At 51.9% G+C, this 26,526-nt stretch carries 19 protein-coding genes and 2 tRNA genes; 11 read left to right on the forward strand and 10 right to left on the reverse strand.

What is annotated here, in order from left to right:
- Positions 1–46: 46 nt before the first annotated feature.
- The 5 genes from IT527_RS07350 to IT527_RS07370 are packed head-to-tail and all read right to left on the reverse strand — an operon-like array spanning position 47 to position 5,963.
- The gene (locus IT527_RS07350; RefSeq protein WP_292967879.1) at positions 47–1,270 is read right to left on the reverse strand and encodes a glycosyltransferase family 4 protein; all 1,224 of its coding nucleotides are present in this window, start codon (positions 1,268–1,270) and stop codon (positions 47–49) included.
- Positions 1,227–2,354 carry a glycosyltransferase gene (locus IT527_RS07355; protein ID WP_292967880.1) on the reverse strand — a complete coding sequence of 376 codons (1,128 nt, stop codon included), beginning with the start codon at positions 2,352–2,354 and terminating at the stop codon, positions 1,227–1,229. The genes IT527_RS07350 and IT527_RS07355 overlap by 44 nt, the downstream gene beginning before the upstream one ends.
- A complete protein-coding gene (locus IT527_RS07360) occupies positions 2,354–3,346 on the reverse strand; it encodes an EpsG family protein (protein WP_292967881.1) in 993 nt (330 codons plus the stop codon). Before IT527_RS07360 ends, IT527_RS07355 begins: the two co-directional genes overlap by 1 nt.
- Positions 3,347–3,402: 56 nt before the next feature.
- Positions 3,403–4,509, reverse strand: a complete 1,107-nt coding sequence (locus tag IT527_RS07365; RefSeq protein ID WP_292967882.1) for a glycosyltransferase — start codon at positions 4,507–4,509, stop codon at positions 3,403–3,405.
- A gap of 5 nt (positions 4,510–4,514) precedes the next feature.
- The gene (locus IT527_RS07370) at positions 4,515–5,963 is read right to left on the reverse strand and encodes an oligosaccharide flippase family protein (RefSeq protein ID WP_292967883.1); all 1,449 of its coding nucleotides are present in this window, start codon (positions 5,961–5,963) and stop codon (positions 4,515–4,517) included.
- 364 nt (positions 5,964–6,327) lie between these two features.
- Here IT527_RS07370 and IT527_RS07375 point away from each other — a divergent pair, with 364 nt between their 5' ends.
- The 5 genes from IT527_RS07375 to IT527_RS07395 all read left to right on the forward strand — a co-directional run bounded on the left by IT527_RS07375 (position 6,328) and on the right by IT527_RS07395 (position 12,312).
- A complete protein-coding gene (locus tag IT527_RS07375; RefSeq protein WP_292967884.1) occupies positions 6,328–6,462 on the forward strand; it encodes a hypothetical protein in 135 nt (44 codons plus the stop codon).
- Position 6,463: 1 nt separating this feature from the next.
- Complete coding sequence (locus tag IT527_RS07380; RefSeq protein WP_292967885.1) at positions 6,464–6,904, forward strand: low molecular weight protein-tyrosine-phosphatase; 441 nt, start codon at positions 6,464–6,466, stop codon at positions 6,902–6,904.
- A 73-nt stretch (positions 6,905–6,977) separates the two neighbouring features.
- Entirely contained in the window at positions 6,978–8,195 is a 1,218-nt protein-coding gene (locus IT527_RS07385) for a polysaccharide export protein (RefSeq protein ID WP_292967886.1), read from the forward strand.
- A gap of 162 nt (positions 8,196–8,357) precedes the next feature.
- Positions 8,358–10,586 carry a polysaccharide biosynthesis tyrosine autokinase gene (locus IT527_RS07390; protein ID WP_292967887.1) on the forward strand — a complete coding sequence of 743 codons (2,229 nt, stop codon included), beginning with the start codon at positions 8,358–8,360 and terminating at the stop codon, positions 10,584–10,586.
- A gap of 178 nt (positions 10,587–10,764) precedes the next feature.
- Positions 10,765–12,312 (forward strand): MraY family glycosyltransferase, encoded by a 1,548-nt coding sequence (locus IT527_RS07395; protein ID WP_292967888.1) that lies wholly within the window; start codon positions 10,765–10,767, stop codon positions 12,310–12,312.
- 25 nt (positions 12,313–12,337) lie between these two features.
- On the opposite strand, the gene IT527_RS07400 is transcribed toward IT527_RS07395, so the two are convergent.
- The 3 genes from IT527_RS07400 to smc all read right to left on the reverse strand — a co-directional run bounded on the left by IT527_RS07400 (position 12,338) and on the right by smc (position 17,374).
- Entirely contained in the window at positions 12,338–12,589 is a 252-nt protein-coding gene (locus tag IT527_RS07400; protein ID WP_363278114.1) for a CDGSH iron-sulfur domain-containing protein, read from the reverse strand.
- A 20-nt stretch (positions 12,590–12,609) separates the two neighbouring features.
- Positions 12,610–13,749 (reverse strand): cell division protein ZipA C-terminal FtsZ-binding domain-containing protein, encoded by a 1,140-nt coding sequence (locus IT527_RS07405; RefSeq protein WP_292967889.1) that lies wholly within the window; start codon positions 13,747–13,749, stop codon positions 12,610–12,612.
- Between the two features lie 67 nt (positions 13,750–13,816).
- On the reverse strand, positions 13,817–17,374 hold the full coding sequence (smc, locus tag IT527_RS07410; RefSeq protein WP_292967890.1) for a chromosome segregation protein SMC: 3,558 nt from the start codon (positions 17,372–17,374) through the stop codon (positions 13,817–13,819).
- An 89-nt stretch (positions 17,375–17,463) separates the two neighbouring features.
- Between smc and queF the strand changes: the two genes are divergently transcribed.
- The 4 genes from queF (at position 17,464) to IT527_RS07430 (ending at position 19,610) form a co-directional block, all read left to right on the forward strand.
- Entirely contained in the window at positions 17,464–17,883 is a 420-nt protein-coding gene (gene queF, locus IT527_RS07415) for a preQ(1) synthase (RefSeq protein WP_292967891.1), read from the forward strand.
- A gap of 44 nt (positions 17,884–17,927) precedes the next feature.
- Entirely contained in the window at positions 17,928–19,316 is a 1,389-nt protein-coding gene (gene fumC / locus IT527_RS07420; protein ID WP_292967892.1) for a class II fumarate hydratase, read from the forward strand.
- Between the two features lie 117 nt (positions 19,317–19,433).
- Positions 19,434–19,509 (forward strand) — tRNA-Ala (locus IT527_RS07425).
- A gap of 25 nt (positions 19,510–19,534) precedes the next feature.
- A tRNA-Glu gene (locus IT527_RS07430) sits at positions 19,535–19,610 on the forward strand.
- A 170-nt stretch (positions 19,611–19,780) separates the two neighbouring features.
- Here IT527_RS07430 and miaA read toward each other — a convergent pair.
- On the reverse strand, positions 19,781–20,737 hold the full coding sequence (miaA, locus tag IT527_RS07435; protein ID WP_292967893.1) for a tRNA (adenosine(37)-N6)-dimethylallyltransferase MiaA: 957 nt from the start codon (positions 20,735–20,737) through the stop codon (positions 19,781–19,783).
- A 76-nt stretch (positions 20,738–20,813) separates the two neighbouring features.
- On the opposite strand from miaA, the gene IT527_RS07440 reads away from it, so the two are divergent.
- The gene (locus IT527_RS07440; RefSeq protein ID WP_292967894.1) at positions 20,814–21,023 is read left to right on the forward strand and encodes a twin transmembrane helix small protein; all 210 of its coding nucleotides are present in this window, start codon (positions 20,814–20,816) and stop codon (positions 21,021–21,023) included.
- A gap of 25 nt (positions 21,024–21,048) precedes the next feature.
- On the opposite strand, the gene dnaE is transcribed toward IT527_RS07440, so the two are convergent.
- A complete protein-coding gene (gene dnaE / locus IT527_RS07445; RefSeq protein WP_292967901.1) occupies positions 21,049–24,540 on the reverse strand; it encodes a DNA polymerase III subunit alpha in 3,492 nt (1,163 codons plus the stop codon).
- A 107-nt stretch (positions 24,541–24,647) separates the two neighbouring features.
- Between dnaE and yegQ the strand changes: the two genes are divergently transcribed.
- A complete protein-coding gene (gene yegQ / locus IT527_RS07450; protein ID WP_363278116.1) occupies positions 24,648–26,009 on the forward strand; it encodes a tRNA 5-hydroxyuridine modification protein YegQ in 1,362 nt (453 codons plus the stop codon).
- Positions 26,010–26,526: the final 517 nt, after the last annotated feature.

Genomic DNA, 26,526 nt, shown 5'->3' on the forward strand with positions numbered 1-26,526 from the left:
GCGGCTTTTTTTCCGCCCTGGAAAGCCACTCTGGTAACAACAGGGGCTATCCTGCCGGTGACGGCCCCGGTTGATTCCGAATTTCACCAATCGCCGCCAGGTACTTGGCAATCACAATCCGCTCGTCAAACTCCCGTTCCATCTTTTCCCTGCCGCGCAACCCCATGAGGGTACGTTCAGCGTGTGACAAAGCCGCTATTCCGGCAATCTTGTCAGCAAGATCCGCTACATCCCGCGGTCTGCACAAATAACCATTAACACCATCATTGACGACATCACGGCAACCGGCAGCATCCGTTGCCACGATTGGGCGTGCCATCGCCGCCGCTTCCAGCAAGGTGCGTGGAACACCCTCACGGTAGGAGGGCAGGACAACACAGTCAGCCAGTGCGATTTCTTCCGCCACGTTATCACTCACCCCCAGATAGCGGATGACACCCTCCTTAATCCACTCATCCATCTGTTGACGAGAAATGGCAGCTGGATTCTGCACATCCAGAAAACCCAGCAGACAGAAATCGGCATCCAGCCCCTGTTTTTTCAGCATGCGTGCCGCCTCGACAAATTCCATTACCCCTTTGTCCCACAACATGCGCGCAATCAGCAAAAAGCGCAAAGGAGCTTTATCGGGCAGAGGTACAGGTACAAAGCGATCGAGATCAATCCCGGAGCCCGGCAAACGGTCAGTCACCGCATCAGATACCAGTTTGCCTGAAACAAACAGCACCCTGTCCTCATCATTCTGGAAGAACACCTTGACCGAACGCGATAATGCCAGACGGTACAATCCCCGTACCAGGCGGGTCAACCAGCCTTCCCGGATAAATACCGACCCCAGACCGGCGATATTGTTAATGACCGGAACAGCCGACAAATGTGCCGCCAGTGAGCCGTAGATATTCGGCTTGACCGTGTACCCCAGATAAGCAGCCGGTCTTTCTCTGTGTATCAGCCGCAGAAAACGCCAGAACAGCAACAGATCCCGCCCCGGATGCGTCCCCTTGTTATCCATCGGTAACGGCACATAACGACAACCCAATTCTGCCAGCCGCGGGGTGTAGCTGTCGGGCGGCGCAACCGCTACCACCTCATATCCTGCAGCAACCATGGCACGGATGAGACCCGCACGGAAATTCACCAGATTCCACGCAGTATTGAGTGTAATAATAATTTTCCTGTTCAATGCAGTTGTACCTCTTGCGATATACCTGATACCGGTAAAATTTTTATTCCGGTGCTGCGCGCTCCCACGCAAGGTGGTAGCGTTCAATCATGCGCTCCAGGCTGAAATGAATTTCCACCCGCTGTCTGGCAGCCGCACAGCGCGCCTGCCAGACTGTCCCGTCCCGCATGGCTGCACGCGCCTGCAGTAAAGCATCAGCCAGCGCTTTCGGATCTTTTGGCGGCACGATCCAGCCAGTCTCGCCAACAATCAGAGCTGCATCTCCCACATCCGTCACCACGACTGGCGTACCACAGGCCATGGCCTCCGCCACCACATTGGGAAATGCCTCACTGGAACTGGAAAGCACATGCACATCCAGCGCATTCATCACATCGGGTATATCCGTACGCTGTCCCAGCAATCTCACCTCTCTGGTCAGATTGCGTTCCGCCAGCCAGGCAGTCAACTGGGTATTGCTCTGGTCAAGGCCATGACCTACCAACACACAATAGAAATCCACACCGTGAGATTTGATAATTGCAAGCGCATCCAGCAGGTTCTTATGGTCTTTTTGCGGATCAAACCGCCCCACCATACCCATTAACCAGCAATCACCCGTATTCCATTCCGCACGCAACCGTGCACGTGCCGCTCCATCAACACGAAAACGAACCAGATCATAACCATTGGGAATCACCCGCAGTTTTTCCGGTGCATAACCCAGATTACGGTGTACTTCCAGTGCCTTCTGTGCGCAACAGATAATGGCTGAAGGCACCCGGGCACTGATACGGGCGCATAATCCGGCCACCCGAATGGTAGAACGGCGGGATTGTCCTGTATCCAGTGCGGTATGATGAACCCCCCAGAACACCTGCCTGATACCCGTCAGACGGGCAATCACACCACCGACCAGGTCAGCGTGATACATCCACGTTTGCACTGCCTGCGGGCGACTCTGGCGCAGCAGTCGCCACAGTTGCCACAGCCCGCCAGCCGTAACCCGGCCTCGCGGCATATTCAGACAGGACACCTCTACCCCGGCCCGGCACAGTAAAGAACCGTACTTGCCTTCATCCATTAATGAAATGACATGGTGTTTTACTGCCTGATCGCTGCTGCACAAACGATATAAAACAGCCTCAGCACCACCATCATTCAGGCCGGAAATAATATGAACAGTTTTCATTAACCGCCCAGCATACGCAGCCAGTACAGCCACTGAAACATGGCATAAGCAATGAACAAAACTACGGTCATTATTTTCGTTACACCACGCAGACTCAAAATTGCAGAAACAAGACATGGAAATGCAGCAGCCAGGAATCTTGTTGAATACCCGCCGTGAAATACATTCACGAAAACAATGGAAATAATTACCAGCGCATAGCGTGCGTAATCCAGCGCCACCAGATGTCGCCGGCTTACATAAAAAGGAATCAGTAAAGCCATCCAGAACAATGAATACAGCGTGGAACTGGACATGTCATGATATTCAGCCCGGCGATCGCCTACTGCCGACAAAATAACTTCACGTAACGGACCAATCAGAAGCGATACGAAAGTACCGGTCATAAAGAGAGTGATAAATACCGCTGAACAGCCAATCCTGAATCGAACCGAAAGCCATTGCACCGTTCGGACTGCTGCATAAATCAGGATAAACAGCATGGTTCCAGAGTGAATAAACAGCGCAGCTAACGCTAAAACCAGAGAAATTACACTGTGCCGCCCGTGCAGCAAATAAGCCACACCCAGTATTGAAATTGCCAGTGCAAGCCGGTACTGGGAAAATGAAAAATCAATGACAAGCGGATTGATAAGAAAAGGCAGTGCGTAAATACCCTGCCATTTTGTCAGTAACGATCCAAAGATCAGCAAAGCAATAAAAGAGATCGCCGAAAACATATAATCAATCTGGATCCCGGTGTTATTTACCAGCCAGCCTATTGCGTAGTGCCACAGAAATTCGTTTGAGATGTAGCTCAAAACACCATCGAATTCTTTGTAGTCGAGGACACTGGTCTGATTAAGGAAATAATCCGCATAAACCTCCTTATCCGTAAATCCGTGGCCGTTAATCACACGAAAAATTTCTTCCCAGGGTATAGCAACCATAACGGCAGCAAATCCAAGAACTGCAATAATATTTAATGCCGTTTTACTGATTGCGACTTTCATTCCGGTATTCGCGCATCACAGCAGGAAACCGTCTGCAGGCATTCCGGCAACGGGTATTAACCATTTAACTCCAGTATATTCAGATAAGTATCCACCGCCCGATCCAGCCCGAAATCCCGGGCACGCTGACGTACATCAGGCAATTGTCCGCGCGGCGTATCCAGTACTGCCGCCATGGCAGCAGCCAGTGCATCGGCATCCCCGACCGGCACCAGCTTTCCCCATTTACCTCCCTCCAGAATTTCATCCGGCCCGCTCAGGCAATCAGTACTGACTACAGGGGCACCACAGGCCATCGCCTCTATCAGCACACCAGGCAGACCCTCACGACGGGAGGAAAGTACAAACAGGCTGCAGCGCACCAGATAAATAAAGGGGTTGTTTACAAAACCCGGCATTTGTACATCGTCTCCGGTCAAACCACAGTCACTCACTACCGACTGCAGATAAGCACGCAGCTCTCCTTCGCCCAGGATCATTAATCGGACTGCCCGTTTCCGGCGCAAGCGGGCAAAGGCGCTAATGAGAATATGAAAATCCTTGGCTTCATTCAAACGTCCAATTGATAACAGTACTGGGGGCTGCCCGGGAGAAAACCAGGAATGTTCAACAGGTTCAGCCGCCCGCATCTTGATCAGAGGCAGGTCAAAAGGGTTATAAAGGGTTTGTACACGCTGACGGGGCAGGTTGATAAAGGTTGCCAGATCCGCTGAGGCTGCCTGCGAAACAGCACAGATCGCATCTGCTTTAGGGTAAAGCCATGGAATCAGGATAAAATTCAGGCGTGCAGCCAGCCCTTGAGCAATCGCGTGCTCACCGCTGATCAATCCGCGTTCTGACACGACCACCCGTGTTTTTACCTGCGCCAGCATGCGTGCCAGAATCGCTGTCACATTGGCGTGGCCCATAGCCGAGAGCATGGCAACAGGCTGTTCCCGGCGTAAATAACGCATCAGCGGCAGCAGGGCTTTGATCACTCGTCCCGCCTGCAAATCCACCACACGTACGGTAGATACAACATTTTCCAGATACGGCCCGTTTTTGCTGGCCAGTAATAAATCTACCGTAAGACCACGAGCAGCAAAGCTGTTAGCCAGTGTGACCATGGCCCGCTCAGCGCCCCCGCCACGCAGGGAAGGAACAAACAGTGCCACATCCACCATGCCTGTCACCTTTTAACAATATTTTTAAACAAACGATAACCATGCCGGCCTGCGAGCTGACGCACCCCGGCAGTATCCAATATCAGGAAAATAATCATGGCCACTGCTCCGGCAACTGTTATGGACAGCATCATTTTGAATACCGGGGAAATATCCGCCTGCATACAAAACCATGCCGACCCGTAAACACCCGCAGCCGGTACAAATCCGTGCACCAGTAATGGCAATACCCGGGGCATGGGAAACACCCTGAATCCTATGATTGCGCTACTGACAGCTGCCACTGAATAAGCCAGCAAAGCAGACCAGGCGGCGCCAGCAATACCAAAATACGGTATGAACACCAGATTCAGCCCCAGATTCGCAGCGGCAGCCAGACCACTGGTTACCAGCAACCATGTTGATTTTCTGGTCAGATGAAAGGCAATGTCGAAATGAAAGGATTTGATACCGATAATCGCTGCAGTCAGCGCAATCCACAGAAAAATCGAGGATGCACCTTCTCTGAATGCTTCTCCAACAAACAGACCCATCATCACCGGTTCAATTGCGATCAATCCGGCCGCACCGGAAAATGCCAGCGCAAACATCAGTTCACCATTCTGGTGCATTTGCCGGCCGGCAGCCTCTACCCCTTCTTTTTCCAGCACCCTGATAACCAGAGGCGTGGCTGCGGTATTAACGATGGTCAGCAGCAGCCCGAGGCTTTGTTGCGCCATGTCGTAGCCCGCGGCATAAATGCCGGTTTGAGCTTCCCCCAGAAACCAGGCGATCATCAGGCGATCCGAACTGGCTGTGATCCAGACCAGTGCAAAAGTAATCGCCAGAGGCAAGCCATAACGCCCGAATTCACTGAGCTGTTCACTGGAAGGTAATCGGGGACGTATACCTGTCCAGGCGCTGCGCCCCGCAAACAGCCAGGCCACAAGAGCACCAGAAATCAATCCGATAAGTGGCGCATGTGCACTCTGATATATCCACGCCAGCACCGCTCCCAGCAGCAGAGCCGGCACAGCCTTTACGGCGCTCAGCACACCATAGCGCACGGGATCGAGCTGGACAGTAGCCAGCCGCAGATTAAGCTCGTGCCATGCCTGGGTAATTGCCAGGACAATGGCAACAGGGATAATAGAGCGCCATTCCGGTGCGGCTAAGACGGATGCGACTGCGTAAGCTGCAAGTGCAAAAATGACGGATAAAAACAGAAAAATGGCCAGGACCGGGCGTAACACTGTCTGCGGCTGGTCAATGTGTGCAGGTAAAAAACGGCCACACACCAGTAACAGCCACTGAAAAACCACAACCTGCACCAGCCCGACTCCTGCAATTACCAGAGAATAACGTCCAAACTCTTCATGTGTAAGCAGACGGGTATAAACGGCCAGCGCCAGAAAATTAACAATACCGGGCAATCCCCGCGCAAACAGGTAGACAATAACGTGCCGGATCAACATGAACCAATAGCAACATCGTCACATTCAAATAACTGCAGGACTAACGTGAATCCGGCAAAACCAGTCACACCGATGCTCAGCACTTTCAATCAATCGCTCCCAGGCGGGTCACGGAAACAAACCCGGACATAAACCATAAACCCGGGCTTTCCATTAAAAACAGAATTAGAAACAGAAACGGTGCAGTCAAAAAACAGCATCGCCAGATTAACCATCATCTTCGCCCCTGAAATCAGATCAGAGCACGTCTGTCAGGCACCTGGTGCATCCAGTGCCCCCAGCCAGGAATCCGGAATAAAACCAAGACTACTACCGGTCCTGTTCTGCACAGCTGAAAGTCAACAGAACAAACCGGGCTGTTTTCATGCTTATGAATATCCGCCGGGCAGTGGTAAAACACAGTATTACATCCGGGACTGGCACTGCAGCACGCATCCGGCACAGTAAAAATAAAGATCTGGCAGAAATTGATAACCCCGATTTAACACAGGAAACCTGAATTGTTCAGCACTATATTAATTGTTTGCGTAGGCAATATATGCAGGAGTCCCATGGCAGAAGGAATCCTGCAAAAAGCGTTGATCAGCGCGGGGAAAACAGAATGTTCTGTCAGTTCCGCCGGTCTGGGCGCATTAGCCGGCCATGAGGCCGATCCCACAGCTCGCCAGCTGATGACAGACAGAGGGCTGGATATTTCCAGTCACCGGGCACGACAGCTGACTGATGACATGCTGCACCAGGCAGATCTCATACTGGTAATGGAAGCATGGCAGAAAGCTGTAATTGAAACACGCACGCCCAGCGCTAAAGGAAAAGTATTCCGCTTTGGAGAATGGGAAGGCATTGATATCAGTGATCCTTACCAGAAAGATCGCTCTGAATTTATCCGGTCAGTGACACTGATCGAACAAAGTGCAGCTCAATGGATAACCAGGTTATGACCTGCCAGATCCCGAGCCCATACCTGATTTCTGAATTTGGTACCTATCCCGCACCGGGGATCAACATTCAAGCATGAACAGACAATTTACAAAGTTATGTCTTAATCTTCTGGCATTGAGTCAGCTCACCGCCTGCTCAATTATTCCAGGCCAGCACATGAGCCCGTTTTCCCGGCAGTCCAGTACGGAAATGCCCGTCCGGGAAAATGATGAAGCCATTCTGAAAAAGCTCAATATCCAGACGATCAATGCCGAGCTGATCATTGCACTTGAAAAGAATTACAAAAACTTCAGCCTTTCCCCCGATAACGTTGCCAACCATTATTTTGATTATCGTATTGGTGCCAGCACCATCAAAGGTGTTCCCATGAAAAACGAGCCTTACACCCAGTACCGGGTAGGCCCCAGAGATATTCTCAATATTACTGTCTGGGATCACCCTGAACTGACTATTCCGGCGGGAGAATTCCGCTCTGCCGAGGCGGCTGGAAATGTTGTCGGTGAAGACGGCACCTTTTTTTATCCTTATGTAGGCACTATGCAGGCTGCCGGGCGAACCGTCGAGGAAATTCGTGAAGAATTGACCAGGAAACTTTCAAAATACATTGAATTTGTACAGCTCGATGTACGTGTGGCCGCCTACCGCAGCCAGCGGGTTTATGTGGTAGGCGAGGTAGCCAGCCCTGGCGTTCAGCTGGTAAAAGACATACCGATGACGGTACTGGAAGCGATCAATAATGCCGGGGGAGTCAGTCAGGAGGCAGATTTGCGCAATATCATCCTGACCCGGGACAACAAAACTTACAGCATCAATCTGCTCAATCTCTATGAAGGAGGGGATGTCACGCAGAATGTACTGCTCCGGCACGGTGATGTGCTGAATGTGCCGGACAGCGCACTGAACAAGGTTTTTGTGCTGGGAGAGACGAATCATTTTGTTGCAGGCGGGGCAACCGGCCGCTCACGCAGTCTGGTGATGAACAAAGCTCGCATGACATTGACCGAGGCGCTGAGTGAGGCCGGGGGATTCAACCAGGAAACTTCTGATCCGGCCAGAATCTTTGTATTCCGTGGCGGGCTGGGCAAACCGGAAATCTATCATCTGGACGCAAAATCACCTGACGCCCTGCTCCTGGCAGATCGTTTTCCGCTGCAACCGCGCGACGTTATTTATGTCGACCGGGCCGAGGGAATACGCTGGAATCAGATCATCGGGCAAATCCAACCGACGATCAACTTGCTGAATTCATTCGATGGTACGTTGGCCGTTCAGCCCTTTTTGAAACATTGATCTCTGCCGTCCCGGTATCACAATATTGTTACCGCCAGATGGGACCGCGATCCGCAAGGTACAGGACTGCAACCCCTGCCACCGGCCTGACGAAAGCGCAATTCCCCGGATTTTATAACCTGTTCATTACCTGATATGCCACCTGATTTATCAAGAAACAGTATGGATCACCTGTCTGACCAGGTCAGTGAAGAAATTGATCTGAGTGAACTGCTGGATGTCCTGATCGACAACAAAAAACTGATTATCACCATGACATTCATCACTTGTGTCATGGGCGCCGCCCTGTCGTTCCTGAGCCGACCCATCTACAAAGCAGACAGCCTGTTACAAATCAGGGAAAACACCCAGTCCATGGCGGATCAGCTGGATTCACTGACAAATTTCTTTGAAACCAAAACACCCGTTCAGGCTGAAATCGAGCTGATCAAATCCAGAATGATTCTGGGAAAAACGATCAGAAATCTTCATCTCGACATTGTTGCCACCCCCAAATTCTTTCCTCTTATTGGCAATGCGGCAGCCAGATGGCTTCAACGGATCAAGGGTGATGATGATCTGCCCGGCCTGTCATCCGGATTCTTACATTACGCCTGGGGAGGTGAGGCTATTCAGGTGGATACATTTGACGTGCCTGACAGCTGGAAAAATGAAGAAATCATTTTGCAGGCAACAGGGGAAAATCGCTTCAGGCTCATCTATCAGGATGAGATCCTGCTTGAGGGCGAAGTCGGCAAACTGGCCGTTAAGCAGCCGGCAGGCTATCTGCAGCCTGTCAGAATTTTTGTCACCCGTCTGCGATCACGCCCGGACACCTTCTTTAGTCTGATTCGCCGCTCCAGGGGTGAGGCACTCCGGCTGTTAAAGGAAAATCTTTCTATTACAGAAATTGGCAAAGGTACCGGTATTCTCGAATTGACCTTTGAATCGGATGACCGGAAACAGGCCGTTCGAATCGTTAATGAAATTGCCAATAGCTATCTTCAGCAGAATGTTGAGCAAAAATCAGCTGAATCCCAGAAAACACTCGAATTCCTTGAGAAACAGCTGCCAGCCCTTAAGGAGCAACTGGAAATTGCCACCAATGCCCTGAATGATTACAGAATCCGCAAAGGTTCAATCAATCTTGATCTTGAAACCCAGAACATCCTGACAGGTACGGTCGAGCTGAACACCCAGATCACACTCCTGCAGCAAAAGCGGGATGAACTGCGCCAGAAATTCACGGAATCCCACCCTAATGTCATCGCAATCGACAAACAGATCCACAGATTACAGGCACAGATCAATGCATTTGACAGAAAAATCGGAGGGTTGCCTGAAACCCAGCAGATTATTCTGCGATTATCCAGGGATGTCGATGTCAATGCCGAGCTTTATACCACACTGCTGAATCACGCCCAGACCATCCGGGTGGCAAAAGCCGGGGCAGTCGGTAATGTACGAATTGTAGATTATGCGATACCACCTGATCTGCCGGTTAAACCCAAAAAAACCCTGATCATGGGGATTGCACTGATAGCCGGGCTGATGCTGGGCACCATAACGGCCTTTGCCTGCAGATCACTCAGTCGTGGCGTAAAAGATCCGAACATCATCGAGAAATTGCTGAATGTACCGGTTTACGCAACAGTCCAGTACAGCAAACACCAGAAGCTGATTGAGAAAAAGCTGAGAAATGAATCCGCACCGGGTATTCATCTCCCGCTTCTTCTGGCGCTGGAAAACAGGGAAGATCTCGCCATAGAAAGCCTGCGCAGTTTACGCACCACGTTGCACTTTGCATTTCTGGAGGCACGCAACAACATCATCATGATCACCGGCCCGAGCCCCGGGATTGGGAAAACGTTTATCTCGATGAATCTTGCCATCGTGATGGCAGATGCCGGCATGAAAATCCTGCTGGTCGATGGAGATTTGCGCAGGGGCGCCATCAATAAATCATTACAGCTGGACAGAAAAAATGGCCTCTCTAATCTGATCAGCCAGCCGGCTGATCTTAACAATGTGATCAAACCGGTTCCCCAGGCAAACATCGATTTTATTTCAACAGGTGAAATCCCGCCCAACCCGTCCGAATTACTGTTGCATGAACGATTCGGGCAATTCCTGGAAGCGGCCGGCAAACAATATGACCTGGTTATCATCGATTCTCCACCGATTCTCGCCGCCACCGATGCCGCCATTATCGGCCGCCTGGCCGGTGCAACTCTGATGGTCGCCAAAGCCGGGGCTCATCCGGTACGGGAGCTCGAACAGAGTGTGAAAAAGCTGGTGCAGGCAGGGGTGAATCTGAAAGGGGTGATATTCAACGGTATTCCGGAAACTTCCTCACGCCACGGTTATGGCCAGTATGTATACCAGTACGATTACCGGAGGAAAAAACGGTAAATCAGGATTTTCCCGTCTTCTTGAGTTCTTTCACAAATCCGGTTGCGCGGAATGAAGCGCAACAACGAAACCATTAAATCAGCAGGTGCGACAAGTACCGCACAGCGCCGCGGCTCACCTGTAAAGCTGATTTTTAGAAATACCCTTCTGTAAATTTTTGTAATTATGAGGCAAGCCAATGCAACCTGATCTCTCAGAACAACTCATTTTATTTGCCACCAGTACAATACTGGCCGGGCTTACCATCCGGCTGGCGATTTTTCTGGCATACGCCTACGGTATCCTTGATCGTCCCGGGCAGCACAAACAGCACAGACACCTCACGCCGTTCGTTGGGGGAACCGGTATCTTCGCAGCACTGCTCGTCGCCCTTTGCTTCCTGGTCAGCCATTATCCGGAGCACTCCATGAAATGGCTCGGGCTTGGGGTCAGCTCGATTATCATTTTTGTCATGGGTTTCGCTGATGACATCCTTCAGCTTCATTACAGAACAAGACTGATCGTACAAACCATAGTTGTCCTGATCATGGCCCTGGTAAGCGGTGTTGTGCTGACTGATCTCGGCAGTATTTTACCTGGTGAGGTACTGGTGCTGGGGATTCTTGCCATCCCTTTCACGCTCTTTGCCACCATCGGGGGCATCAATGCACTTAATATGATTGATGGAATCGACGGACTGTCCGGCTCCCTGTCACTGACGAGCCTGATATTACTTGGCACGGTTGCCCTGGTTGCCGGTGACCATCCCAGCTACATTCTCATCCTTGCACTTGCCGGTGGTACCGTGGGATTTCTGTTTTTCAATCTCCGTTACAAGCTGCAACCCCGGGCCAGAGTATTTCTCGGGGATAACGGCAGTATGCTGCTGGGGTTCCTGATTGCCTGGCTTCTGATCGATCTTTCCCAGGGCAGTAACAGCCGTGCCATGGCGCCAGTTACGGCCCTCTGGCTGTTTTCCGTTCCCCTGATGGATACCATCAGCATCATGCTGCGCCGGGTCTGGCAGCACAAATCACCCTTTGAACCGGATCATAATCATTTGCACCACATTCTGCTTGATGCAGGTTACCGTGTGGGAGATGTGATATTTACAGTTATTTCCATACATTTACTGTTTGGCATCACAGGGCTTGCCGGCCTGTACCTGGGAATACACGAGCCTGTGATGCTTGCGGGATTTCTGCTGCTCTTTTCCGGATATTTTTACCTGTCTCTCCACCCCTGGCATCTGATTACGGCACTGCGCCATCTTCATACACTCTGGGGACTCGTCCCGACGCAGAGTTACGGCTTTTTTCTGGGCAGCCATACTCCGGAAGAAGCAGAAAATCTGGTTCGTACACTTTCAAAAGAGTTGAGGCCCAGCCTGGATTCACTGATACATGTGATCAAGAACAAAGCACCTGCCGGTGATGAAGATAACAAGTATGCCGTAGTTGTCAATATACGTTTGCTGGACGCGGAAATCGGCACAATGAAAAATGAAATCGATAATTTCGTAGCTTCAGCCCAGAAACATATCACCGAACAGTGCGGTATTCAGTTACGTCCCTTCATAGAACGTAACCCGCGAAACGACAGAAGGGTACAGGATCAGGGAAATCTCTCCGGAAACCGCCGTACGGCAGATCGACGCAAACCCAATCAGAAACTGCTGGTATTCGAAGCCATGTTTGATCACGCTTCAATGTCAGAACAGGACTATCACCCTAAAAAAGCGGATTGAACTGTCAACAATCGGTTACGAGAATTTACCCTTCCCGGCTGACAATACAGAAGCAGTCACAAAAAGGAGGATGTTTTGTTTTCTTGCACACGCAGAGTGAAACCAGACCGGTCTTTTCAGCAACAAATGCCAGCGGATTCATGCCGGTTCCACGGTGAGAGCCATCACAAAAAGGTTGTGACCGGCTGAGGCCACAACTGCACCAGTAGTACCGTTTACCCGCTTCCAGCCTGGCCTGGAGCGGAAGGTCTGTGGATGTCCCCGGCTCATTCATCATTCATTCGGGAACAGGCACTATCAGTCAAACAGGTTTAATGCCGTTTCACTGCCCGCAGCAATATTGTGTGCCGCCATCGCAGCCTGGATATCAGTCAGACGCTGCCTGGTTCTTTTCACACCGCTCTCACTCAATGGCACCCTGTTGTCATCCACCAGAATGCCGTTCAGTGTTGATGAAAAAAGTCGGGCAATATGTGCCATCTGATCAAACACTTTTTCACCATTTGCCACTCTGGGAACATCCAGCAGGAAAGTAATGCCATGGGTAGTCAGTGTTCGCATACTGGCAGGCAGAAACGGGGCTGCTTCAAAGTTGCCCAGCGAAAACAGCACTTCACCGGTCTCATTGTCACGGTATTTGAATACCCCTTCAGATTCCAGCCTGAAACCGGATGCCTCTGCCAGTGCGCGGATTTTAGTCCCGACAAAAGCTCCCCCATCCTTGCTGATGATATTGATACCCATGATCACATCAACATCCGCACAGAATTTGTCCAGATCTGTTGCTCTGGCATGAGCTTCGGAAATATCAGGACATTCAGCTTCCGCCTGGATCTGTGCGGCAAAGTCTTCCGCCATATCACGGAACCTTGACAGATTGATTTCAGTCACCGGTCCGGAACGGTCCGCAAGCTGCAAACATCCTTTCAGCTCAATATAAGTGTTTCTGGGGCTAAGTGTATCGAGGGTAATTTCTTCCCACGGCTGATCTTCCGACTGCAGCCCAAACCAGTGTACCGGCTTACCGTAATCAAATTTCTGCTGCAGCAGGTCAATCAGCTTCTCATGCGGTATGGATGAATCTGCACGAATATCAGCGATATAACTGATTGTGCCGTCGATACTGACGGCTCTCTTTTGCATACCGGATTCTTTTGATACCGGCTGATCATGCGCAACGGGCCGGTCAACCGGACTGCCGGCAGAATCTGCCGCGATATCCGGCACTGACAGCGTTTCGCTCCCAAACTGAGGTTCAACCCGCTGGTTACCAGACACGGATATACGTTCATCATTCAGCAGCACATCGTCATGCTCATACCTGAAACCATCATGAACCTTGCGGTGATAGCGTGACAGCTGAATCCTGTTGAATATAACAACACCCGCAATGATTACAACACCGACAATAACCAGACTGATCTGCAAGTCACTCATAAACTGTTACCCCCTTTGGCGCGATTATAATCGTTCTGAATACACTGAAGTATTCCATCCACACACATCAGATACTGCCAGACATACCCCCTGCAGCCGTCACTTTACCAATATCCACTGTCACCACCCGGGAAACGCCCTGTTCCCGCATGGTTACCCCGATCAGCTGCTGCGCCATCTGCATGGCGATTTTATTATGGCTGATGAAAAGAAACTGGGTCTCTTCAGACATATGTTTAACCAGCTCACAAAAACGTGCTGCATTACTGTCATCCAGCGGCGCATCGACTTCGTCCAGCAGGCAGAATGGCGCAGGATTGAGCCGGAACAGTGAAAACACCAGTGCCAGCGCCGTCAGGGCTTTTTCCCCACCGGAAAGCAGATGGATAGAGCTGTTCCGTTTACCTGGCGGATGGGCATTCAACTGTACACCCGCATCCAGAATATCCTCGCCGCTCAATACCAGTTCCGCAAACCCTCCCCCGAAAATGGAAGCAAATAACTCCGACAGATTCTGATTGACCTGACTGAATGTTTCCTGCAGACGTTCCCGGGTTTCGCAGTCAATCTGAAACATGGCCTGCTCCAGTGTTGCAATCGCTTCGCGCAAATCATGAGACTGTTCTTCCAGGTGGGTCCGGCGTGATTTTAACGTTTCCAGCTCCTGTAGTGCCGCCAGGTTAACCGCCCCGAGCGCAGCGATTTCCCCGGTAAAACGGTTAATACGTGTTTGCAGTTTTGCCGGTGGTTCATTCACGGGTTGCAATGCCATTTCCGATACCGCCTCACCCAGCTCCGCCAGCCTGTCTGCAAACTGAGTTTCAGTCATCCCCGCTTCCTGTTCACGCAGCCGTGCCTGGCCAATCATTTCACCCAGTTCATGCAACCGCTGTTCTGCCTGCATCCGGGCCTGTTCCGTTTCACGTAACGCATCACTGATATTTTCCAGCTCGTGCCGGGTTGCCATTAACACCTGTTCATGCTGATTGCGCTGGGCTTGCCAGTGTTCTGCCTCTGCTGTCAGTGACGATTCGTCCAGATTAGCGCGGGTATCCCGCAATTTCTGAATACTTTCATCCAGAGTCCCCCTGTTCCGGGAGATCATCCCGATACGCTGCTCACAATCCGCGATTCTGCTCTGGCAGTTCTGCTCACTGAAAGCCGCTTCACGCAATTTATCCGACAAGCGCTGCACCAGCGCATACTGTGTCGCCAATACCTGCCCGGATGACTGGCTGATGGATTGCACCTGATTTACCTGTACTTCCAGTTCCGTCCTTTCTGCTTCACAGGCAGCCAGCTCTGTTTCAGTCTGATATTTTTGTGAAAATTCTTCCTCAACCTGCACTGCCAGATCTGCCAGTCCGGTTTCAATCCGGGCCTGTTGCCGGGATATCTGCTCGATCTGTTGCGTCAGTTGCACTGCCTGTATCTGCCGGTCATGCTGCTGCACCCTGATCTCTTCGATCGTTCGCCGAATCTGTACAATATCTGCCGCAATATGCTGACAGCGCTGCTCGGTTTCAGCCAGGATCTGCTGCCGGGATACCACCGATTGCCCGATCTGCCCGCATTCCTCCCTGATCTGCGCAATCTCGCGCTGGCGCTGCAGAATGCCATGTACTGCAGAATCAGGCGCAAAATAACTGACACCACAACCGGTTACGCTGTGCCCTTCTGCTGTTACCAGCATCTCACCGGAAACAAGCTGCATCCGTTCAGCCAGGGCCAGCGCCAGACTGTCAGTGACAAACACTCCATGCAGCCAGTTTCTCAGCACACCCTGCACTGCCGGATTGCGGCAATTCAGCAATGTATTAAGTGGCTTCCATGCTCGCCGATCCGGCTGGCCCCTGCTGTCGCGCCAGTCCGCGGACTGATCCGCTGACACAGGTTCACACACTGACCATTTCGCGGGGGGGCGCTGCCCTTCCTTATCGTTTTCCCAAGCCAGCACCTGTTCCAGCTGATCCACAACCACTGCCTGAATACGCTCACGCAGCACCGCCTCCAATGCTGTTTCCCAGCCCGGCTCAACCGAAATCTGCTGCCACAGCCTTGGCAGCAGATGCAGCTGAAGTCTGGCCATCCACGCGTTCAATTCCCGGTTATCCTCGATCTGGTCCTGCAAGCGCTGCAGAACGTCACACCGGGCATTAGCCCGGGCCAGATCACGCTGCAGCGACTGAACAGTCTGCTGAGCAGCATCACGCTCCTGTTGTACGGCGTGCAACTGTACTTCCAGCTCACTGAGTGCATCTCGATTCTGTGCCAGCAAAGCAGCAAACTCTGCTGCTTCCTGCTGCAACCCGTCCAGTTGCACCGGGTCAATCTCCGGCTGATTCGCCTGCTCTTCCAGCAGACGCTCACGACGTATCATCAGCTGCTGCAGCGTTTTTTCAGCATAGCTCTGCTGGTTCTGCTGCAGTTTCTCATTCTGTCTGGCCAGTGCCAGCTTTTCCTGCAGCCCGGCCAGCCGGGCCCGGTCTGACTGTGCAGATGATTCCATTTGTGGCAGCTTCCCGGTTTCCTGCGCATGTTCTTCAGCACAGGAAATATGGCAACTTCTGACCTGCTCCAGCTTTTCCTGCCAGGACAGCAGATTTTCACCGGCCTCATTCAGTTGCTGCTCATGATTTTGCAACTGCAGTACAGCCTCATCAATCTGATGATCGAGCTGCTCCCTGTTCAGACGGATATGCCGGATGCTTTGCTCGACACGGGCAATTTCTCCATCCGCAGCGTACAACTCCCCCTGAACCTGATGCTGACGATCACTTACCGTACGATGGTGCATGCGCAGTTCATCCAGCTTCTCAACCGCGGCTTGTGTACCGGATCGAATCACTTCTGTTTCCTGCATCAGTCGCTCGATTTCCACCTGCGCCTCAAACCGTGACTGAGCAGCCTGCTGCTTGCGCAGTGTCCACAGCGCATACTGCATTGCCGTCAGCTGCTGCTGCAGATCCTGATAGCGAACCGCACGCTCCGCCTGTATTTCCAGATGCTGTTGCTGTTTCTCCAGCTCTTCGAGAATGTCATCCACACGCTGCAGGTTACCGCGCGCATCAGCCAGGCGCAGCCCGGTCTCATGACGTTTTTCGTGGTAGCGCGTAATGCCGGCTGCTTCTTCAAGAAATATGCGCAACTCTTGCGGTCTGGCTTCAATGATGCGGGAGATCATTCCCTGTTCAATGATGGCATAGCCGCGCCCGCTGACCCCTGTTCCCAGGAACATATCGGTAATATCCCGCCGGCGAACGTGAAGGTTGTTGATGTAATAGGATGATTCACCATCGCGCTGAATCACGCGCCTGATGGCAATTTCACTGTAGGCTTTCCACTGGCCGGCTGCCTTGCCCGAGCTGTTATCGAATATCAGCTCAACACTGGCACGCCCGATCGGTTTACGGGTGGCAGATCCGTTAAAAATCACATCCTGCAATGATTCCCCCCGCAGTGCCGAGGCGCGTGATTCGCCCAGCACCCAGCGCACCGCGTCGATGACATTGGATTTACCGCAGCCGTTTGGCCCGACGATCCCGACAAGATTCCCCGGAACAGGAATCACCGCAGGATCAACGAATGTCTTGAAGCCGGCCAGTTTGATTTCGGTCAGGCGCAATTTGGAAGGTAAAAGGTTATAATTTCGGCTAAACGCATCATTTTAACAGGCTGACAACCGATCTGCCTGTCATACAAACTGAGGAAATCATGACCACCCAACCTTCGAAGCAGCTGGAAACCTTCGAAAATCCTGTGCAGACACGCGATTACCGGATCCACATGGAAATACCGGAGTTTACCTGCCTGTGTCCCAAAACCGGGCAACCGGATTTTGCGCGGCTGATACTGGATTATATCCCCGACAAAAAATGCATCGAGCTCAAGAGCCTCAAGCTCTATATCTGGTCATATCGTGATCAGGGCACTTTTCATGAGGCCGTAACCAACCGGATTCTGGATGATCTGGTCGCCACAATGAAACCCCGCTTTATTCGGTTGACTTCAAAATTTTATGTACGCGGTGGCATTTTCACCAATGTTGTTGCAGAACACCGCAAAAAAGGCTGGCAACCTCAACTTCCGGTATTCCTGGAGGCTTTTGAGGAACAGTTCAACACACGCGGCTGATCACTGTCCCGCATAAACTCCATCAATTTTTCTGAAAAACAGCCATGGATCAGTATCGCGAAGAACGTGACGCAATGGGCACAGTACAGGTGCCTGCCAATGCCCTGTGGGGTGCACAGACACAACGATCACTCAGCCATTTCAATATTTCAGGCGAACGCATGCCACAAGCACTGATCCACGCACTGGCACTGGTCAAGCGCGCTGCTGCCAGCGTTAATCGTGATCTGGAACTGCTGGATGAAAATATTACGCAGGCAATCATTACTGCTGCTGATGAAGTGCTGGCAGGCAAGCATATCGGTGAGTTTCCACTGGTGATCTGGCAAACCGGTTCCGGCACACAGACCAACATGAATATGAACGAGGTACTGGCCAACCGCGCCTCGGAAATTCTGGGCGGCACGCGCGGCAAAGATCGCAAGATCCACCCCAACGACCACGTCAACAAAGGGCAATCTTCCAACGATGTTTTTCCTACCGCCATGCACGTGGCTGCCGTGGAAGCCATCTGCGGCCGGCTGATTCCCGCACTGGAAATCTTGTGCAACACGCTGGCTTCCAAATCGGCAGAATTTTCGGACATCGTCAAAATTGGTCGCACCCATTTGCAGGATGCCACTCCACTGACACTGGGACAGGAATTTTCCGGCTATGTGTCACAACTCGATCACTGCCTGGCTCATCTTAAAGCTGCATTGCCACATCTGCTTGAACTGGCACTGGGCGGAACGGCAGTAGGTACCGGCCTTAATACCCATCCGGAATTTGCTCAGCGCGTTGCAGCTGAAATAACACATCTCAGCGGCCATCCTTTCGTAACAGCCCCGAACAAATTTGAAGCGCTGGCCGCGCATGATGCGCTGGTCCATGCGCATGGCGTATTGAAGACACTGGCAGCGGCACTGATCAAGATTGCCAATGATGTCCGCTGGCTGGCATCCGGCCCGCGCTGCGGCATAGGCGAGATTCGTATCCCGGAAAATGAACCCGGCAGCTCAATCATGCCCGGAAAGGTCAACCCCACTCAATCAGAAGCGATTGTCATGCTCGCCTGCCAGGTCATGGGTAATGATGTCGCAATCAACCTGGGGGGGGCGATGGGAAATTTTGAACTCAATGTTATGAAACCACTGATCATTCACAACTTTCTGCAGAGCGTGCGTTTGCTTGCGGATGGCATGGAAAGCTTCAACACACATTGTGCAACCGGTATTACTGCCAACACGGTCCGGATCAAACAGCATTTACAGGAATCACTGATGCTGGTAACCGCACTTAATCCATACATCGGTTACGATAAAGCAGCAGAAATTGCCAAAAAAGCGTACCGCGAAACGCTGACATTGAAAGAAGCAGCAGTCAGGCTGGGTTACGTTACAGCAGAGCAGTTCGATATGTGGGTCGATCCACAAAAAATGACTAATGCGTAAAAATACATAAAAAAGAGCTTCCTGAAAAAGGTAAATCAGGGTGCCAACGGCGTCATTACTGCTACACAGCTTTACAACAGAGCCAGTGGTTAGTATAATCGCCGTCTTGTTTGGACCGGGGGTATAGCTCAGCTGGGAGAGCGCTTGCATGGCATGCAAGAGGTCAGCGGTTCGATCCCGCTTATCTCCACCAGCTGCTTTACTTTCTGAAAACCTTGGTCCCCATCGTCTAGAGGCCTAGGACATCACCCTTTCACGGTGAGTACAGGGGTTCGAATCCCCTTGGGGACGCCAGTAAAATCCGGCGTATCTGCAGTACACCGCACAATCTCTGCTCAGAATGAGCGGTCAGCCATAAAATCGATCGGTAAAGCCGGTTAAACCCTGTTTTTTTGTTCTGCTTGTTTTGCTCCCCCCTTGCCTCCCGCAAGCGTTTCACTGCCGGCCTGATTAACCGAAAAGGCTTACCGGGAAAAAACAGAGTGTGACTGAATATAATGAATGATCTGTGCAGCCAGCCGGTTATCCAAGCAGTCAAACACCTGCAGGTCATTCATTGATCGCAGCCAGGTCAGCTGACGTTTAGCCAGTTGTCTGGTCGCAAAAACACCCATCTCCTGCATTCTTGCAAAGCTGATTTCACTGTCCAGATACATGCAAACCTGCCGGTAACCCACGCACCGCATGGAAGGTACGTTGCCATCCATATGAAATCGCTCGCGAATCATGCGCACCTCATCAACCAGCCCCATTTCCAGCATTTTGCCAAACCGCTGACAGATACGATCATGCAGCGCACTGCGCTCACCCGGAAGCAAGGCAATATTGAAAACGCGATAAGGAAAATCAGCATCCTGCTGTTGCTGCAGCACTTCCGACATGGGTCTGCCGGTCAGGTAGCACACTTCCAGCGCACGCTGTATCCGCTGACTGTCATTCGGTCTGATACGTTCCGCTGTAACAGGATCAAGCTGACTCAGGACAGCATGCATGGCAGGCCACCCTTTCTCAAGTGCCAGTTGCTCCAGCTCCTTACGCGTCTCACCATCCGCTGCAGGCAATGTGGCCAGTCCCTGTCGCAACACCTTGAAATATAGCATCGTGCCACCAACCAGCAGTGGTACTTTCCCGCGCATAACAATTCCATGCATAACAGACAGGGCATCTTCTCTGAATTGCGCAGCAGAATAACTTTCATCGGGGTTGATCAGATCGATCAGATGGTGAGGGATTTTTACCTGTGTCGATTTGTCCGGCTTGGCACTGCCGATATCCATGTACCGGTAAACCTGCGCTGAATCAACGCTGATGATTTCTACCGGCAAATGCCGTGCAATTTCCAAAGCCACAGCTGATTTGCCACTGGCAGTAGGCCCTGTCAGAAAAATGGCCGGGGGAGATTTTGTATCAGGAAGATTCACAGCCAGTGGTTATCAGTTACAATAAAAAAACGATAAAGACAGTGTAGCAACGACCAGCCACCCACCGGGGAAACACTTGAAAATACTTGCCATTCTACTTCTGCTATCCATCCTGTACAGCCTGGGTTCAGCGTTTTATTACATGCTCAAGGATAAAGGCGACAGCACACGCATGGTCAAATCACTCACCATACGCGTCACACTCTCACTGGTTCTGTTCCTTATCCTGATGCTGTGGGTCTACATCGAATATATTCACGGGAATGCAGCAGCTCAGGGTTACTGACGACCTGACGGAAAATTCTGTTTTATTAATACATCACTTCCACCTTGTCCCGGCCAAGGAGATGGACAAGTGATTCAGTCAGGGCTTCATGCAAACAGACACGCCAGCGGCTGCCCAGGTCAATTTCACACCCTCCCGCCTGATTGCGAAAATCAATCGATACCGCACAACCTGCTGAAAGGGCAGCATTGTCCGGACGATACGCTGTCAGTAACTCCTTCAGTTGTGCGGGCGCAAGGCGATCCGGATCATCAACCGTAATTTTCAGTTTTCTGGCATGCATTGAGCGGGCTGTAGCATAGTCGTACACCTCCTTTGCCACAATGCGCCTTTCTGCATTTTCTCCATTGCCATTACTGATCAGCGCCCTGACAATCAGCAGCTGATCTGCTTTCAGGAGTGATGAATTTGTACTCAGCAAATCGCTGTAAACCACAACTTCCACCCTCGCCAGACCATCGTCCAGCGTAACAATCGCCATCTTGCCACGCCGGGACATTTGCGTACGTATCGCGTAGATCACGCCGGCAATCAGCTGCGGCTCACGTCCGGTCACAACACGGTTGAGACGTACCGGGATGAAACGACCCAGCTCCCTGGCATAGCTGTCATAAGGATGCCCGCTTAAATAAAATCCTAATGCTGCCTTTTCATGCTGCAGTTTCTCTTTTTCCGGCCACTGCGCCACAATTGTCATGACGGGTGGCTGAATCATTCCGGCATTCTCGTCAAACAAATTTACCTGGCTGGCTGTCAGACTGCATTGCTCGGCAAACTCCATAGCGTTTCCCACGGAGGCAAGCAGTACTGCCCGATTGATTTCAACCGTATCAAATGCTCCCGCGCGAATGAGTGCTTCAATAGTACGGCGGTTAACAATTCGCCGATCAACACGCCGGCAAAAATCGAACAGGTCGGTAAACCCGCCTCCCTGATCCCTGGCTCGCACCATCGCTGAAATTGCCGCCTCGCCCGATCCTTTAACCGCCCCCAAACCATAGCGAACCGTTTTATGATTGAGTGGGACGAAGTAATACCCGGACTGATTGATATCCGGCGGCAGGATGGTAATACCATTCAGCTTGCAGTCCTCATAAAACATGTTCACCTTGTCGGTATCATCCATATCGGATGACATACAGGCTGCCATGAACTCTGCAGGGTAATGTGCTTTGAGATACGCCGTCTGGTAGGCAATCAGCGCGTACGCTGCCGCATGGGATTTATTGAAACCATAGCCGGCAAACTTTTCCATCAGGCCAAACAGCGTCACGGCATCCGCTTCCGCCATGCCGTTTCTAACAGCACCTTCAACGAAAACTGCGCGCTGCTGCGCCATCTCTTCCACTTTTTTCTTACCCATGGCACGCCGCAGCAGATCCGCTCCACCCAGGCTGTAACCGCCGATCACCTGGGCAATCTGCATCACCTGCTCCTGGTAAATCATGATGCCGTAGGTCGGGCCCAGAATCGGCTGCAAACGAGGATCAAGGTAGTCCACCCGTTTGCCGTGCTTGCGCTCAATAAAATCGGGAATCAGATCCATCGGTCCCGGCCGGTAAAGCGCCACCAGCGCAATCAGATCCTCAAACCGATCAGGTTTTGCCCGCTGCAGCAGATCTTTCATCCCGCGCGATTCAAACTGGAAAATCCCGACCGTGTTACCCTTGCCCATCAGGGAAAAGGTAGCTGCATCATCAAGAGAAATATCCCCCAGTGAAAAATGATTTTCTTCCGCAGATCGCGCGCTGCTATCCTTCTCACCCGATGAAACTGACCGGCACTGCCGGATGTCAGACACCGCCCGATCCAGAATGGTCAGTGTTCGCAAACCGAGAAAATCAAACTTCACCAGGCCGATTTTCTCAACATCATCCTTGTCGTACTGGCTGACAACCGAATCTCCCGAATCCGCACTGTAAATCGGGCAGAAATCGGTGATCTTTCCCGGAGCAATCAACACTCCCCCGGCATGCATACCCACGTTACGCGTCAACCCTTCCAGACGCTCAGCCAGTTCCAGCAGATTACGCACATCCTCTTCCGCTTCTGCACGCTGATTAAGCAAAGGCTCGATTTCACGCGCCCTGCGCAGGGTCATGCCCAGCTCGAATGGCACCAGCCTGGCCAGCTGATCGACAAAGTTATACGGCAGATCGAGCACGCGGCCGACATCCCGCACCACCGCCTTGGCAGCCATGGTGCCAAAGGTCACAATCTGCGCCACGCTCTCTGCTCCGTAGCGGTCACGCACATACTCAATCACCTGCTCACGCCGATCCTGACAAAAATCAATATCAAAATCCGGCATGGACACCCGCTCCGGGTTAAGAAAGCGCTCAAACAGCAGGTCGTAACGCAGCGGATCCAGATCTGTAATATCCAGCGAATAAGCCACCAGCGAGCCCGCTCCGGAACCGCGGCCCGGCCCGACCGGCACATCATGCCGCTTTGCCCAGCTGATAAAGTCAGACACAATCAGGAAGTAACCGGCGAACCCCATCTGAATGATGGTTTCCACTTCAAAATCCAGGCGTGCCTGATAAACCGGCCATTTTTCATTACGCTGTGCCACCTCCGGAAATAACTGCTCCATTCTCACGGACAGCCCTGCCTGCGCCCGGTCACGCAAATGCTGCTCGACACTGGTTCCGGCAGGCGTCGGGAAATCCGGCAGGCGGTTGATGCCCAGCGTAAGCAGCAGCGAACAGCGGCGAGCGATCTCTATGCTATTGGCCAGCGCCTCCGGCACATCGCGGAACAGTTCGCTCATTTCCTCAGGTGTCTTGAAATACTGCTGCTCAGTAAACTCCCGCGGGCGTTTACGGTCTCCCAGCACGTAGCCCTGTGCGATACATACGCGCGCTTCATGCGCTCTGAAATCTTCCGGCTGCATGAATTGCACCGGATGCGTTGCCACCACCGGCAGCTTCAGGCTGGAAGCCAGATCCAGCAGGGCATACCCTGATACTTTCTCATCAGGCCGGCCACAACGCTGGATCTCCAGATAAAATCGGCCGGGAAACAAATCTGCCCACTGCTGCGCAGCCGTAACTGCAGCCGGAAGATCCGCCAGCAATAATCGCCCCACCTCCCCCTGATCTCCACCAGACAAAGCAATCAATCCTTCTGTACCCGCCTCATCTTCCCGGAACCAGCTCTTCTTCAGCTCGGCACGCCCGCGACACATATTTTCGCGATAAGCGCGGGATAGCAGGCGGCTTAAAAGCAGATAACCGGAAAAAGACTGGCACAACAGCAACAAACGATATGGCCTGTCCACATCGTTCTCATTCGCAATCCAGACGTCACAACCGGCAACCGGCTTGATTCCGGCCCTGATCGCACACTGATAAAATTTGACCAGACCAAAGAGGTTGGAAAGGTCGGTCAATGCCAGCGCTGGCATACCGGTATCGCGCGCCCTGGCAATCGCTTCTTCAATCCGCACGATACCGTCTACAACAGAGTATTCGCTATGCAGGCGCAAATGGACAAAAACAGGGTCAATCGGCATGGTGATACAATGGCAGTACTCACTGAAACTTTGAAAAACAACCGGATAGCGAAGGGAAGGAGCCAAATCTGCTTTACTCCCCCAGCCCACTTCTTTCATTTTACATCATGCTGAAAGCCCCTGAATTACTCCTGCCCGCCGGCTCACTGGAAAAAATGCGCGCTGCCTATGCCTTCGGCGCAGATGCCGTTTATGCCGGCCAGCCACGCTACTCACTGCGTGCCCGCAACAATGAATTTACCTTGCCACAACTGCAGACAGGCATTACTGAAGCCCGTCAGCTCGGCAAAAAATTTTTTGTGGCCAGCAATCTGATGCCACACAACAGCAAGGTAAAAACTTACCTGCGTGACATGGAACCCGTCATTGAACTGCAACCTGATGCGCTGATCATGGCCGACCCAGGTCTGATCATGCTGGTGCGGGAAAAATGGCCGGATGTGGCAATTCATCTGTCCGTCCAGGCCAATACGGTCAACTATGCCGCTGTTAAATTCTGGCAGTCACTCGGTCTGACACGCGTGATTCTTTCGCGTGAACTGTCGCTCGATGAAATTACCGAAATCCGCGAACTCTGCCCGGATATGGAACTGGAAGTCTTTGTGCACGGAGCCCTCTGCATTGCCTATTCCGGCAGGTGCCTGCTGTCCGGTTATTTCAACCATCGCGACCCCAATCAGGGCACCTGCACCAACTCCTGCCGCTGGGATTACAAGGTTAAAGCCGCTGAAGAAAATGCCAGCGGCGACATTGAACTGCCGCAAAAAATTGACTTCGATTTTAATGAGGCGCTCCAGTCAACCGAATCTGTTTCTTTCAGCAATACCGCCATACAGCGCCACCCTGCCGCCGATCAGGTTTATCTGATTGAAGAAAGCCAGCGGCCGGGACAGCTGATGCCTGTCATGGAAGACGAGCATGGTACCTACATCATGAACTCCAAGGATTTACGCGCGGTCGAACATGTCGCACGCCTGACCGAAATCGGCATTGATTCCCTCAAGGTCGAGGGGCGAACCAAATCAGCCTACTACGTCGCCCGCACGGCGCAGGTTTATCGCCAGGCAATCGATGATGCCGTCCATCAGCGTCCCTTTGATCCTTCCTTGCTGAGTCAGCTGGAAGGACTGGCCAATCGCGGCTATACCGATGGCTTCTATCAGCGCCACCACAGTCAGGAAACCCAGAACTATCTGCGCGGCCATTCTGAATCCTCCCGCAGCCAGTATGTGGGCGACATCGAACAGGTTGATGCCACCGCCGGCATGGCTGAAATCCTGGTCAAAAACCGTTTTCAGATTGGCGATCGCCTGGAAATCGTCCATCCCTCCGGTAATCGCGTCATCCAGCTCGAACAAATGCAGGATCTTGAAGGCAATGCCGTCAGCATCGCACCCGGCAGCGGCCACCGTGTCCGAATCCCGCTGAATGGAAATATCGAAAAAGCGTTTGTAGCCAGATTTTTATGAAAAAATACTATTTTCTCCATCCCTTGGCCGGAAAAACATGCCACGGCAGATTTACCGGATGAAAATATATGGCTACCAAAGCGTTCGGAGCACCGTATTAGCTCAGGCACCGCTAAAAACCGGGGTTACGCAGAATGAAGCAAATACATATGAAGCATCACAACGAAACATACCAAACGGATAAATGACCTTTACAGCTTTCGAAAAATCCAACAGTGCTCCTTATCGTACAAATCCACATACGAATGCGTTGGTTATGTGTTTTATCATATGGGAATTGCACTGTATGCTGCTGGCCTTCACCTTTCCTTTATCAGAATTATTTTCTGCACAGCCTCTGGCCTATGTTGACTCGCCTTTTCATCAGTACCAGGTAAATCTGGCAAAGGAGTGAGGTAGGTCGTCAATCACAGAGTCCAACGGGTTAAGCGGTCATCTGTTTTGCATAGTATTGTTGGCTGAAAGCAGCAGGCGACAGATAACCAAGTCGTGCCTGTTTGCGGGTGCGGTTGTAGAA

This window comes from Nitrosomonas sp. (genome assembly GCF_020852615.1).
In the GTDB taxonomy this organism is placed as follows: domain Bacteria; phylum Pseudomonadota; class Gammaproteobacteria; order Burkholderiales; family Nitrosomonadaceae; genus Nitrosomonas.